This window comes from Acinetobacter sp. WC-323 (genome assembly GCF_000314615.1).
In the GTDB taxonomy this organism is placed as follows: domain Bacteria; phylum Pseudomonadota; class Gammaproteobacteria; order Pseudomonadales; family Moraxellaceae; genus Acinetobacter; species Acinetobacter courvalinii.
This window is the reverse complement of sequence record NZ_AMZS01000060.1, coordinates 167,356-181,495: the sequence shown is the minus strand read 5'-3', so window position 1 is coordinate 181,495 and position 14,140 is coordinate 167,356. Positions and strand designations below refer to the sequence as shown.

The 14,140-nt window shown below is 44.6% G+C and carries 12 protein-coding genes; 9 read left to right on the top strand and 3 right to left on the bottom strand.

The genetic code is table 11. The features are described 5' to 3' along the window. The first annotated feature begins 3 nt into the window (after positions 1-3). On the top strand, positions 4-1,254 hold the full coding sequence (lysA, locus tag ACINWC323_RS03835; protein ID WP_009514450.1) for a diaminopimelate decarboxylase: 1,251 nt from the start codon (positions 4-6) through the stop codon (positions 1,252-1,254). Between the two features lie 6 nt (positions 1,255-1,260). Beyond that, the gene (gene dapF, locus ACINWC323_RS03840; protein ID WP_009514792.1) at positions 1,261-2,115 is read left to right on the top strand and encodes a diaminopimelate epimerase; all 855 of its coding nucleotides are present in this window, start codon (positions 1,261-1,263) and stop codon (positions 2,113-2,115) included. A gap of 48 nt (positions 2,116-2,163) precedes the next feature. Here dapF and ACINWC323_RS03845 read toward each other — a convergent pair whose 3' ends face one another. After that, entirely contained in the window at positions 2,164-2,775 is a 612-nt protein-coding gene (locus tag ACINWC323_RS03845; protein ID WP_009514705.1) for a LysE family translocator, read from the bottom strand. Positions 2,776-2,935: 160 nt separating this feature from the next. Between ACINWC323_RS03845 and xerA the strand changes: the two genes are divergently transcribed. The 7 genes from xerA to gyrA all read left to right on the top strand — a co-directional run bounded on the left by xerA (position 2,936) and on the right by gyrA (position 11,874). Next, complete coding sequence (gene xerA / locus ACINWC323_RS03850) at positions 2,936-3,829, top strand: site-specific tyrosine recombinase/integron integrase (protein ID WP_162137922.1); 894 nt, start codon at positions 2,936-2,938, stop codon at positions 3,827-3,829. Positions 3,830-4,260: 431 nt separating this feature from the next. Next, positions 4,261-5,010 carry an electron transfer flavoprotein subunit beta/FixA family protein gene (locus ACINWC323_RS03855; RefSeq protein WP_004771287.1) on the top strand — a complete coding sequence of 250 codons (750 nt, stop codon included), beginning with the start codon at positions 4,261-4,263 and terminating at the stop codon, positions 5,008-5,010. Between the two features lie 17 nt (positions 5,011-5,027). Further along, a complete protein-coding gene (locus ACINWC323_RS03860) occupies positions 5,028-5,963 on the top strand; it encodes an FAD-binding protein (protein WP_004771288.1) in 936 nt (311 codons plus the stop codon). Between the two features lie 76 nt (positions 5,964-6,039). Then, the gene (locus ACINWC323_RS03865) at positions 6,040-6,879 is read left to right on the top strand and encodes a helix-turn-helix domain-containing protein (RefSeq protein WP_009514638.1); all 840 of its coding nucleotides are present in this window, start codon (positions 6,040-6,042) and stop codon (positions 6,877-6,879) included. Positions 6,880-6,966: 87 nt separating this feature from the next. After that, a complete protein-coding gene (locus ACINWC323_RS03870; protein ID WP_502322129.1) occupies positions 6,967-7,929 on the top strand; it encodes an MBL fold metallo-hydrolase in 963 nt (320 codons plus the stop codon). 213 nt (positions 7,930-8,142) lie between these two features. Continuing rightward, a complete protein-coding gene (locus ACINWC323_RS03875; RefSeq protein ID WP_009514447.1) occupies positions 8,143-8,799 on the top strand; it encodes a hypothetical protein in 657 nt (218 codons plus the stop codon). Between the two features lie 345 nt (positions 8,800-9,144). Further along, a complete protein-coding gene (gene gyrA / locus ACINWC323_RS03880; protein WP_009514697.1) occupies positions 9,145-11,874 on the top strand; it encodes a DNA gyrase subunit A in 2,730 nt (909 codons plus the stop codon). 25 nt (positions 11,875-11,899) lie between these two features. On the opposite strand, the gene ACINWC323_RS03885 is transcribed toward gyrA, so the two are convergent. Beyond that, positions 11,900-13,012 carry an ABC transporter permease gene (locus ACINWC323_RS03885; RefSeq protein WP_009514707.1) on the bottom strand — a complete coding sequence of 371 codons (1,113 nt, stop codon included), beginning with the start codon at positions 13,010-13,012 and terminating at the stop codon, positions 11,900-11,902. Next, complete coding sequence (locus ACINWC323_RS03890) at positions 13,009-14,139, bottom strand: ABC transporter permease (protein ID WP_009514670.1); 1,131 nt, start codon at positions 14,137-14,139, stop codon at positions 13,009-13,011. Before ACINWC323_RS03890 ends, ACINWC323_RS03885 begins: the two co-directional genes overlap by 4 nt. Position 14,140: the final 1 nt, after the last annotated feature.

Here is a 14,140-nt window from a genome sequence, read left to right as displayed (position 1 = left end):
TTCATGAGTTTCACTCGCATTAATGGAGTATTGCACGCTGAGCAATGTTCACTGGATCAGCTCGCACAGCAATATGGCACGCCTTTATATGTGTATTCAAAAGCCACTTTTGAAAAGCATTATTTGGATATGCATCGTGCTTTTGATTTTATTGATCATCAAATCTGTTTTGCAGTGAAGTCAAACTCAAATCTGGCTGTTCTTCGTGTATTGGCAAAAGTGGGTGCGGGTTTTGACATCGTGACAGGTGGCGAATTGGCACGGGTACTGGCAGCCGGTGGTGAACCTGCAAAAATTGTTTTCTCCGGTTTGGGTAAATCTGAAGTGGATATCGAAAAGGCTTTAAATGTTGGGATTGCCTGCTTCAATGTGGAGTCGCATGCCGAACTGGACCGCATTCAGAAAGTCGCAGCAAAACTTGGCAAAAAAGCACCGATTTCGTTACGTGTAAATCCTGATGTGGATGCCAATACGCATCCTTATATCTCAACAGGTTTGAAAGAAAACAAGTTTGGTATTCCAAGCGATACGGTCAATGAAACCTATCAATATGCAGCGTCATTACCGAATCTGGAGATTGTCGGAATCGATTGCCATATCGGTTCGCAGTTGACGGAAACGCAACCCTTTGTCGATGCGCTGGATCGTGTCATTTTAATGATCGAGCAGTTGAAAAGTCTGGGGATCAACCTCAAACATATTGATATTGGCGGTGGTTTGGGCGTGCGTTATAAAGATGAAACGCCGCCAAGTGTTGAAGAATATGCCAATGCCATGCGTCCTGCTTTAGAAAAGCTGGGCCTCAAAGTCTATATGGAGCCGGGGCGTAGTATTTCTGCCAATGCGGGCGCATTATTAACCAAAGTAGATTTACTCAAACCAACCAGCCACCGTAATTTTGCCATTATTGATGCGGCGATGAATGACTTGATTCGTCCTGCCTTATATGAAGCATGGATGGATATTCAATCGGTGAATCCGAGTGCTGATGTTGAAGTGAAAACATGGGATCTGGTCGGTGCGATCTGTGAAACAGGCGATTTCCTCGGTAAAGAGCGCGACTTGGCGCTTCAGGAAAATGATGTACTGGCGGTGCTGGGTGCCGGTGCATACGGTTTTGTGATGAGCTCTAATTATAATACCCGTGGCCGAGCTGCCGAAGTGATGGTCAGTGGTGATCAAGCCTATTTAATTCGTGAGCGTGAAACCATAGAATCACTTTGGGAAAAAGAACGTTTATTGCCTGAGGAATAAGTTGAGATGTATTTAGAGTTTACCAAAATGCATGGTTTGGGCAATGATTTTATGGTCGTTGATCTCGTTACCCAGCGTGCTTATTTAGATACAGTCACGATTCAGCGTTTGGCAGATCGTCATTTTGGGGTGGGTTTTGATCAACTATTGATTGTTGAACCACCCGATTTACCGGACGTTGATTTCAAATATCGAATTTTCAATGCCGACGGCTCGGAAGTCGAGCAGTGTGGTAATGGGGTGCGTTGTTTTGCCCGTTTTGTACATGAGCGTCAACTGACCACCAAAACCAAAATCCGTGTGCAAACCAAAGCAGGGATTGTTGAACCTGAATTGGGTGCTAACGGTTGGGTGCGTGTCAATATGGGGCAACCGAAGTTTCTTCCCGAAGAGATTCCGTTTGTGACGCAAGCGCATGAAGATACTGAAGGCTTATACGCACTTGCATTAGCAGACAATCAAAGCATTAATATTGATGTAGTGAACATGGGGAATCCGCATGCGGTGACCATCGTTCCTGATGTATTAACGGCAGATGTAGAACGTATGGGGCCACAAGTGGAATCACATGCGCGTTTCCCTGCACGTGTCAATGCGGGGTTTATGCAAATTCTGGATGAAAAGCATATTCGTTTACGTGTGTATGAACGAGGTGTTGGCGAGACTTTGGCCTGTGGTACAGGGGCTTGCGCTGCCGCAGTCAGTGGTATGCGCCGTGGTTTGCTAGCAAATGAAGTTGAAGTTCAGCTTGCGGGCGGTAAATTACACATTGCTTGGCGTGAAGGGGATGTGGTGTGGATGACAGGCCCAACCACGCATGTCTATGATGCCCGTCTGGATTTAAGATATTTTCAGGGCTGATCAACCCAGATGAAAAAAGCGCGTTTTAAAAACGCGCTTTTTTATGCTTTATCGTTTACTCAATGCCAGCTTGAGAGCAAACAGGATAAACACACTGCCTGTGATCCGATCCATATATTGAATAAATTTAGGTTGTTTTAAATAGGCTGAAATGGACTGCATTGCAACAATCAGGAATATCGACCAGAACAACCCAATTACCACATGAATCATCACCAAGCCCATGGTCCAGATGATTGGAGATGAGGACTGGGGAATAAACTGCGGTAAAAAGGAAATATAAAAAATACCGACTTTAGGATTAAGCAAATTGCCCCAAAAACCTTTGATAAACCAGTTTTGCGCCGTCGTAGAATCATTCAGACCAGCGAGTTGGCTACGAGGTTTTAAGATCAGATTGAGTCCTAACCAGGCTAGATAAATGGCGCCCATCCATTTTAAAAGATTAAAGGCCAGATCTGAGGTCATCAATAAGGCGCCCAATCCACAAGCCACAATAACTCCCCACACGATACAACCCAGATTAATCCCCAAGGCCGCTTGAAATGCTTTGGCCTTACCTTCAAGCGTTGCGGTACGGATGATCAGCGTGGTATCAAGCCCGGGGGTAATGGTCAGCAGGGTAATTGCAATCAGATAGGGAATAAGCATTGTTGTCATGATGAGGGCACCACTTAAAACTTGAAAAATGATTGTAGTACAGTGCAATACATTGTTCGAGCAGGTTTAGCAGGAATCGAGGGAAAAATTTGCTAGACTGTCGCTAGGTCTTGTTTTCAGCATGGAGCGTCATTTGGAAACCCCTGAAAAACTACTATCCATGTGGTTAAAAGAACGGATGATTCAAAATCAGTCGGAACATACCATTGCGGCCTATCAACGCGACTTAACTGATTTTTTCCGGTTTTGTGAACAAAAGCAATTACAGCTCCAGGATATTGAAGCTTCAGACCTGAGAGAATATCTGGCTGCCCGTGTTGAGCGGGATCAATTGAGTTCCAGCACGCTACAGCGACATTTGACTTCTATTCGCCAATTTATGAAGTGGGCAGAGCAAGGACAATATCTGGAGCAGAATCCATCTGAAGATTTTAAATTAAAGCGCCAGCCACGTCCTTTACCGGGCATGATTGATATTGAGACGGTTCATCAAATTCTAGATCAGGCTGCCCCCGAAAAACCTGTTGAGCAGCAATTATGGCTACGCGATAAAGCCATGCTGGAACTGCTATATTCCAGTGGTTTGCGTCTGGCAGAATTGCAAGGCTTAAGCATCAAGGATATTGATTTTAATCGGCAGTTATTACGTATCACAGGTAAAGGCAATAAAACCCGCATAGTCCCATTTGGAAGCAAAGCCAAAGATAGTCTGGTGGAATGGCTAAAAATCTATCGGATCTGGCAAGGCGGCTTTCATGCGGATTCTGCGGTTTTTATCTCGCAACGCGGCAATGCCTTAACACCACGACAAATTGAAAATCGGGTCAAGCTGCAAGCGCAACGAGCGGGTGTCAATGTCGACCTGCATCCGCATTTATTACGGCATTGTTTTGCCAGTCATATGTTATCTGCCAGTGGCGATTTACGTTCCGTGCAGGAAATGTTGGGACATAGCAATCTTTCCACCACCCAGATCTATACCCATGTCGACTTTGATCAGTTGGCAAAAGTGTATGATCAAACCCATCCACGGGCGCAAAAGGCGAGTTCCTGATATATTATGTTGCAAATTTGAACGATTAATCGTCGTCTACTTTTCCCGTTTATTCCGTACATTTGTTGAATTGATGTTATTACTTAATTGCCACGTTTTTATAAAAGTGAAAAGGCAACCAAATTTGCAGGAAACGATCCGTTACAGATCATTGCAATCCTGATGAAAAATGCTGGTTTAGATCGTTGAATTTTATAAAATATTAAAAAAATCAAAGTTTAATATTCATCATCTTGATGAGCTAAATAAATAGAATGAATCATTATTTTCAATTTGTGAACTGAGCGTTTCATGTTTTTTATGGCTGTAGCGGAAATTGTGACTTGACCGAAATGCCAAATACATTGCAAGATAGGGCACCTAAAAAGTTTCAATCGAAGAGTTAGAATACTCTTCATTACATTTACTTGCTTAGAACAGCCGAGGATTACATGAAGGCTCTTGTCGCTGTAAAACGTGTGGTTGATGCCAACGTTAAAGTTCGTGTTAAGCCGGACAATAGTGGGGTTGACCTTACCAACGTTAAGATGTCAATCAACCCATTCTGTGAAATCGCAGTGGAAGAAGCGGTTCGCTTAAAAGAAAAAGGAACAGTTTCTGAAATCGTTGTGGTTTCAGTGGGTGCTAAAGAAGCTCAAGAACAAATTCGTTCTGCAATGGCGCTAGGTGCTGACCGTGGTATTTTAGTTGAAACTGCTGATGAAGTTGGCGCTCTTGAAGTTGCTAAAATCTTGAAAGGCGTAGTTGATGCTGAAAAACCGGAACTTATTCTTCTTGGTAAACAAGCAATTGATGACGACTCTAACCAAGTAGGTCAGATGCTTGGTGCTTTACTGGGTGCAGGTCAAGGTACTTTCGCATCTGAAGTTAAAGTTGACGGAGGTAAAGTTCAGGTAACTCGTGAAATCGACGGTGGTTTACAAACTGTTGAGCTTGCACTTCCTGCAATCATCACGACTGACTTACGTTTGAATGAGCCACGTTATGCTGCTCTTCCAAACATCATGAAAGCGCGTAAAAAGCCACTTGATACCAAATCACCTGCTGATTATGGCGTTGCAACAGGTACTAAGCTTAAAACAATTAAAGTTGAAGCTCCTGCTGAACGTAAAGCTGGCGTACAAGTGAAGTCTGTAGACGAGCTTGTTGAAAAATTGAAAAACGAAGCGAAAGTGATCTAATACAGAAGGATAAAATCATGAGTATTTTAGTTATCGCTGATCACAACAACCAGACACTTAACGGTGCAACTTTAAACGTTGTTGCGGCAGCTCAAAAAATCGGTGGTGATATTACTGTATTGGTTGCTGGTTCTGGCGCTCAAGCAGTTGCAGACGCTGCTGCTAAAGTTGCTGGTGTGAGCAAAGTATTACTTGCTGACAATGCTGCTTATGCAAACCAATTGGCTGAAAACGTTGCTGGCTTAGTTGCTGACATCGCGAAAGGCGGTTACAAATATGTATTAGCTGCATCTACAACAACGGGTAAGAACATCCTTCCACGTGTTGCTGCACTTCTTGACGTCAGCATGATTTCAGACATCATCGCTGTTGAATCTGCAAATACATTCAAGCGTCCGATCTATGCAGGTAACGCGATTGCAACTGTTCAATCTGACGAAGCAATCATCGTGGGTACCGTTCGTGGTACAGCATTTGATGCAGTTGCTGCTGAAGGTGGTTCTGCTGCAGTTGAAGCGGTTGCTGAAGCAAAAGACGCTGGTATTTCTACCTTTGTAAACGAAGAAATCGTGAAACTTGATCGTCCAGAGTTAACTGCTGCACGTATCGTTGTTTCTGGTGGTCGTGGTGTAGGTTCTGGTGAGAACTATCACAAAGTCCTTGATCCATTAGCTGACAAGCTTGGTGCTGCTCAAGGTGCTTCACGTGCTGCGGTAGATGCTGGCTTCGTACCAAACGATTTCCAGGTTGGTCAAACGGGTAAAATCGTTGCGCCTGATCTTTATATGGCGATTGGTATCTCTGGTGCGATTCAGCACTTGGCAGGTATGAAAGACTCTAAAGTGATTGTTGCAATCAACAAAGATGAAGAAGCGCCAATCAACAGCGTTGCTGACTACTGGTTAGTGGGCGATTTAAACACTGTTGTTCCAGAATTGGTAAGCAAACTGTAATTTACAGTCTGCCACTTATTCAAGAAAACGCCCTTGTGCTATACATTGCACAAGGGCGTTTTTTATTGGATTGATCATGAATATTGATTCTACGGCTACGATGGATGCACAGCATTTACATGGTTCGCTGGTCAGCTTGGCACGTGCAGATATGGCGCGGGATTACTTATGTATTCGGGCAAAAAATCAGCATGGGCTAGCGAATATTCAAGTGAACCAGTTACACATGGGCATGATTCTGCATGGGCAGAAACAATTAACGCTGCATCATCAACAGGTGAATCTCAGTGCGGGTGATCTGTTTATTATCAAGCCCGATACTGTTGCCGATACCATCAATATTCCAGATCCGGAAACGGGCGAATATCTAACCATTCTGGTGCCGATGTGTGAAGAGGTGATTCAGGCTGCACAGATGATCTGGGCCAAGCCAATTACCGATAAAACAGAAGCAATCTTACGGTTTTCAATCCATGATTTTGCCTCTCATCTTCTAAGCTGGCAAACCGCTTTATTTGAACAGGATCTGGTCAAGGCACGTTTGTCGATTGCAGCGATACTGGTGCAGCTATGTCAACAGCAGTGTTCTGATGTACTGATTGTTCCTGCTCCACAACTCTCCAAACGAATTTACCAGTGGGTGCTAGAGCAACCACAACATGCATGGCAATCCAGTGAAATTGAGGCGCGCCTAGGTTTAAGCAGTGCCACATTGCGGCGTAAACTCAGTCACGAACAGACGTCTTTAAGAGAAATCATTACCCGTGCCCGGCTTGCCTATGCACTGGAGTTGTTGTATTCAAACAAACTGCCGATGAAAACGATTGCAGCGAAGTCCGGTTATCAATCGGTTGCGACGTTCCGTGCCCGATTTATGCAGCGTTATCAGATTGATCCTAACGTTTTAGCTTTGTAATCATCCAGATTGAGCGATTCACGTCGATGATTGAGCGATTTTGATCATTAGGAATGATTAGATTTAAATCAATCCAATATCGAGGTGATGGACGTGAAATTATTAAAACCGATCCTGATTGCATTATTGTTTAGTGCAGCTACTGTCCATGCTGAATCCAGTCCCCAGCTCAAGCAGGTCGCAGGATATTTTTTACAACCGATTGGAAATCTGAAAGTGACGGCGCTGTTTGACGGCGAACTTGGCTTGCCTCGTAGCGATTTGCTGGGAATTTCATCGGAAAAAGCCAACCGGTTATTTGCTCAGAATTTTGTACCTGTCGATGAGCACAATCAGATCGTGACTGACTTTTCGGCTTATCTGGTCCAAACTCCGACCCAGAATATTTTAATTGATGCTGGCACGTCCCAATGCTTTGGCCCAAGCTTGGGACATGTTCCGGAAAACCTGAAAAAGGCAGGAGTACAGCCCGAGCAGATTGATACGATTTTGATTATCCATGCCCATCCTGATCATTTATGTGGTATTAGCTTAAACGGGAAAATGGTTTATCCAAATGCCAAGGTGTATCTGGCCAAAGCGGATGTCGACTATTGGACATCAGCAGAGAACGAAGCAAAAGCCACTGATTTCTTCAAACCTTTATTTAAAATGACCCGCGATGCATTACAACCTTATCAGCAGGCAGGACAGTTGAATGCCTTTACCAGAACCTCTTTCCATGTGCCCAATGTACAACTGATCACCACGCAGGGGCATACCGAAGGCCATTCCTCTTATCTGGTGGATGGACAAAATGAACAAAAATTTTTGGGACTGGGGGACGTGGTGCATTATGCTGCGGTGCAATTTCCGTATCCCGAAGCCAGCTATAAACCGGATACGGATTCCCGAAGTGCTATTGCAGTGCGTAAACATATTTTTGAACAAGCCTCTCAACATCAATGGTGGATTGGCGCTGCACATGTGGCTTTTCCCGGCATTGGTCATATCGGCAAGAATGCGCACGGCTATCAATGGATTCCAGCCCAATATCGCCCAGAACAGTGATGGGTGGCTTTGATTTTTTCTTCGCTGATAGCAGCTTCAAGCTTATGAGACAGAGCGTTTCCTTTATGCAACGATACTGTTGCTAATTTAAGGTACTGATTTAAATCGTATTAAATTAAGTTTTTCTTAATGGTTAATTTCAATTAAGCTAAAAGTGTACTCATTAGTACACTTTTGTTAGACTTTTATTTTCGCTGGTTTTTTTGTTGAATAATGAAGTTTGATTTCCGCTTAAATGGCGTTGTATTGTTTTTATTCTCCCTTTTATCTCTTACCGCATTTCTAGCCATTGCCCAAAGTGCTGTACTGTTGACATGGAATGTCCATGTTCTGGAAGCCTTTCAGGCCATTGTGTTATTGGCTTGTGTTCCGTTCACCTGGTTCTATGTCAAACCCAAGACCTTAACTGAGCAGAAGAAATGGTTCTGGATCTGGGCCATGGCGTGGTGGTTGATGTTCTTTGGGCGAAGCATTAGTTGGGGGCGTGATTTTTTTCCTGAAGTTCCGCATGTCTATTATCGGATCATTTCAATTTTTGTGATTGCACCTGTGGTTCTGATGCTGTTTTCTCCGCACTTAAGAGCTGAAATCAAGTATAAGTGGCAACAGCTCAAGTTGCCGTTCTGGTATTTACTGATTGCGATTTTGTCATTATTTCTGGCGGATAGTATCGAGCATCATCGCTTTATTGACACCTTGTTGCTCAGTAATCATGCGAATCAGGATATCGTGGAAGAGCTCTACGAAAATCCATTTATTCTGGCGCTGTTCTGTTCTGCTTTTTATTTTATGCAGCAGGATCGGGTGACTGAACAGGACAAGCTCATGCCGGCGATGCAGTCAGAACTTTCTCCCAAGCCCTATCAATAAAAATAGAGACTTTTTAAACGGTTTAGCTCGGGGCTTAACCGATACGGAATTGCGCTCAATCAGCGACTTTTGCAGCAGGGTTTGCTGCTTTTTTATCCAAACCGCTGAGCAAAGTATTTTTATCGGCGCTTTTCTGTTTTTAGCAATTTTAAGTCATTCATTTATATATCCTTTTTATTGTAAAAAAATGCTATTTTTGCAGGCTTAAACTTACCGTTATTTTGTGCTTTATGCTATAATTTTTCGCTGTATTTTTTATTTTAGTTCAAGTCTTTGAGCTGAATTTTTGCAAGATTGAAGACATAAAAACAGGTACAACTCTCTACCTGTAAACAAGGAGTATGCATGAGCGTATCGGAAATCAGACCGATTGCCATTGAGGACGAACTCAAGCATTCATATCTAGATTACGCGATGAGCGTAATCGTATCTCGTGCATTGCCAGATGTGAGAGACGGTCTAAAACCTGTTCATCGTCGCGTATTATATGCGATGCACGAATTGGGCAATGATTATAACAAAGCGTACAAAAAGTCTGCTCGTGTTGTCGGTGACGTAATCGGTAAATATCACCCGCATGGTGATAGCGCAGTATATGAAACAATCGTTCGTATGGCGCAGGACTTTAGTTTGCGTTACATGCTGGTGGATGGTCAGGGTAACTTCGGTTCGGTCGATGGGGATAGCGCGGCAGCAATGCGTTATACCGAAGTTCGTATGCAAAAGCTCACCCATGAAATTTTGGCCGATCTGGAAAAGGATACGGTTGACTGGGAAGACAACTACGACGGTTCCGAGCGTATTCCTCAGGTGATGCCAACGCGTATTCCAAATCTACTGATTAACGGTACGACGGGTATTGCAGTGGGTATGGCGACCAACATGGCGCCACACAACATGACTGAAGTGGTCAATGCATGTCTGGCGTATGCCAATAATCCGAATATTTCTGTAGAAGGATTGATGGAGCACATCACGGGCCCGGATTTCCCTACAGGCGGTATTATTTACGGTAAATCGGGCATTGTAGATGCCTACCGTACCGGTAAGGGCCGTTTGCATATTCGTGGTAAATATCACTTCGAAGAAGACCAGAAAACAGGTCGTACCACGATCGTCTTTACTGAAATTCCTTATCAGGTCAACAAGGCAAAAACCATTGAGCGTATTGCCGAGTTAGTCAAAGAAAAGAAAATTGAAGGTATTTCTGAGCTTCGTGACGAGTCTGATAAAGAAGGGATGCGTATCGCCATCGACTTGAAACGTGGCGAAAATGCAGAAGTTGCAGTGAATAACCTGTTCTTGCATACCCAGCTTCAAAACTCGTTCAGTATCAACATGGTCTGCCTGGATAATGGTCAGCCGAAGTTGATGAACCTGAAGGATATTATTGCGGCATTTATCCGTCACCGCCAAGAAGTTGTAACGCGTCGTACCATGTACGAACTGCGTAAGGCGCGTGAGCGTGGTCATATCTTGGAAGGTTTGACCGTTGCCTTGGCTAATATTGATGCCATTATTGAGACTATCAAGACTTCTGCCAATCCGGCTGAGGCGCGTGAGCGTTTACAGGCTGGCGAATGGGCCGGTGGCGGTGTGGTTGCCTTACTGGAAAAAGCAGGCGCGATTTCTGTTCGTCCAGACGAGATTGAAGGCGAAGATCCGGCACGTCCGTTTGGCTTGTCAGGTGATATTTATCGCTTGTCACCAACTCAGGTTGGCGCGATTCTAGAATTGCGTTTACACCGTTTAACGGGCTTGGAACAAGACAAGTTACACGCTGAATATACTGAAATCTTAGGCCAAATTGCTGAATTAACAGCGATTCTGAATGACTTCAATTTGTTGATGAGCGTAATTCGTGAAGAGCTGGCGTTGATCGTGCAACAATATGGTGATGGTCGTCGTACTGAGATTGTCGAGTCTGGTGTTGATTTCTGCCGTGAAGACTTGATTCCTGAAGAGCAAGTTGTATTGACTGTGTCTCAAACCGGTTATGCGAAAACCCAACCGCTTTCTGATTATCAGGCGCAACGCCGTGGTGGTCGTGGTAAGTCTGCCACTGCAATGAAAGATGATGACATCATCCAGCATTTAATTGTGGCGTCGAACCATGCAACCGTGCTGTGCTTTACCGATGTCGGCAAGGTATATCGCTTACGCGTATTTGAAGTACCGCAAGCCTCTCGTGGTGCCAAAGGTCGTCCAATTATCAATTTACTTCCTCTAGAAGCGAATGAAACTGTTACTGCTATTTTACCGTTGACTGAATTCCCAGAGAACCATTACGTATTCATGGCGACTGCATCAGGTACGGTAAAACGTGTTGAACTAGCGCAATTTAGCAATGTCCGTTCAAACGGTTTACGCGCAATTGAGCTAAATGATGAAGATACCTTGATCGGTGTTGCGATTACCGACGGTAACCAGCAGATCATGCTGTTCTCGAATGAAGGTAAGGCGATCCGTTTTGCTGAAACTGATGTTCGTGCGATGGGTCGTACCGCCAAAGGCGTACGCGGTATGCGTGTCAGCTTCGCCAGCAACAGTATCGAAGCTGAAGATGCCGATGTTGAAAATGATGACAGCGATGACAATGATGATTCATCAGATTCAAATGTCATCAGCCGTATCGTTTCGCTTGTAGTTGTACCTGAAACGGGTGAAGTGCTGTGTGCATGTGCCAACGGTTATGGTAAACGTACGCCAGTAGATGACTTCCCGACCAAGAAACGTGGTGGTAAGGGTGTAATTGCGATCAAGACCAGCGAACGTAATGGTGAGCTAGTGGGTGCAGTATCGATTGATGAAAGCAAAGAACTGATGTTGATTTCTGACGGCGGTACATTAGTACGTACCCGTGCTGCTGAAGTGGCAACAACGGGCCGTAATGCGCAAGGTGTACGCTTGATCCGTTTAAGCGATGCTGAAACCCTGGTGGGTGTGGTTTCGATTGAAGCTGTAGAAGATGACGAAGAGTTAGATGCTATAGATGAAGTTGAAAATACTGAAGCTGAAACAGTGACTTCTGAAGAAGTGGTTGCTGAGCCAAAAGATGATGCGCCTGAAGCGTAATCATTGAGGTAATAAAAAAGGAAGCTTATGAGCTTCCTTTTTTTATGGGTTGCATCATTACTAAACGGTAATAAGAAATTGCCAGTAAAATGGCAGCGACAGTAGCTAGATAAATCAGTTTTGGTATCACAATAGAGGTTGGTACACCCATTTGATTGAGCTGGACAAACATCTGGACACCATGTGTTGAAGGAAAAATCCAAGCCAACCATTGCATCCAGTGCGGCATGGCTTCATGAGGCCAGGCTGTGCCAGTCAGTAAGAACAATGGAACAGAAGTCACCACAATCAGATGCCCAACCCGTTCCGGCATATCCACCAGTGAACCGAGCAGCATGCCCAAGCCAATCACACAACTGACATAGATTGGAACGGCAAGCAACATGCCCCAGAAGTTGCCACCGTGTGGAAATTCATATAGCCAGAAGGTAAAGCCGAATAAATATAGACAGCTCAGGCAGCCAGTGGTAAAAATGGCGGCGAATGTGGCCCAGAATTCAACCGGCTTTGCGACCCAGCCCTGTTCACGGTAACTGGCAATCAGCATGGCAAGACCCAACACAATAGTCTGATGAATGATCAGGCTGGCCACAGCAGGGAAGATATAACTGCCATAACCTGACATGGTATTGAATAAGGGAATCTGATGAATCGAAAGTTCTGGTTCGAAAGCAGAGGCATTACCGAATTTCTCTAAATGTTCTTTCAGGGTGTATTCGATTGAGCTTGCCAAACCTACGCCAACTTCTTTGGTCCGAATAAAATAGGCTGTACTCAAGTACAGGCCAATGCCGCCCATTTCCCCGCGTTTCAAGCTATTGGTGAGGTTCTCGGGGAGTAACAAGATACCTTCAGCTTGCTGGTTCTGCACCATGTGCTGTGCTTCCAGAAAATTATCCGTCACCGTGGTGATCTTGATATGCGGACTATTGGATGCCTGACTAATGATTTTTGAAGTCAAAATGCTTTGTTCTTCGTCCACAATCACAATCGGAATATCTTCTGCGGTTTGTGCTTTATAAGCGGTTGGGTAGAAGAAGCTATACAGCAGGGTTGCTGCAATCAGGGTGGTGAATACCGAATTGTTGGCAAAAATATTCTTAAAGGTCTGTAGGTAATAGCTGAAAAATGACTTCATGCGCTCAGCTCCTGAGTATTTTTCTTCAACAGACGCACGCTTAACGCAAAGAATAAGCTCGCGAAGACCAGCAAAATAGCAAAGGGAACCATTGAGACATGCAGATCGCTGCCGATAATCCACTGTTCGGTTTGCAGCTTGGCATAAGGGGTATAGGGAATAATCATTGACCAGAACTGGGTAAATGCAGGCGCATTGTTCAGGGGCAGGGTAATCCCTGAGAAGCTGGGTGAAGAACCGCCATAAAGAGCAATAAAACCAAAGGTTTTAGGCAGGTTTTGGGTGGCGAGTACCACGGTACTGCTGATCACGGCGTAGGAAAAATACAGTAAAAATTGTGCTACCAAGATCAGCGTGAGTGAACCTGCAATGAAGTAACCGCGGATCTGTGCTAACCAGAACATCCAGCACCAGGTCCAGGCACAGAAAATAAAGACATAGAGCAAAATTTTACCGAGTAGGCTGGAAACCACTTGTTTGGAACTCACCCATTCACCCACTGTTTTGCGCTTAAACTCTTGCCCTATGGCAAAAGCCACGCAGCAACAGAGCAATAAGTGTAAAACGGCTGGCACCATAAACGGCTCAAGAAATAACTCATAACTCATGCTTGGGTTATATAAGGTCGAGATCTTGATGTGTGGGGTGGGCATGTCCAGATAGGGGATTGTATTGGACAGATAGCTTTGTCCCATATATTCCGCCATGCCATTCAGGGTGCTGATGAGCATGGCTGAGGAAATGGTATTCCCGATACTAAAAAATGACTGGTTATAGGCGATACTGATTTGTGCATCTTGGGCTTTGACCAGCCGTTGTTCAGCACCTTCGGGGATCATCACGAATCCCCAGGCTTCGGTTTTGTTGATCAGGTGTTCGGCTTCATCCTGACTGGCAGTGATGGTCTTGACCTGTAACGTATGGTTCAGACTTAAGCTACGAATCACCTTACGGCTCATTTCACTCTGGTCCTGGTCAATCACTACAATGGGCAGATGCTCAGCCTTACCGGCTGAAAACATACTGCCAAACAGCAGAATCACCAGCAATGGGGCGATAACCGCCATAAACAGATCGACTTTATGGCGTTTGAGATAGCGTAATTCCCGAAGCATGACAGCAAACATC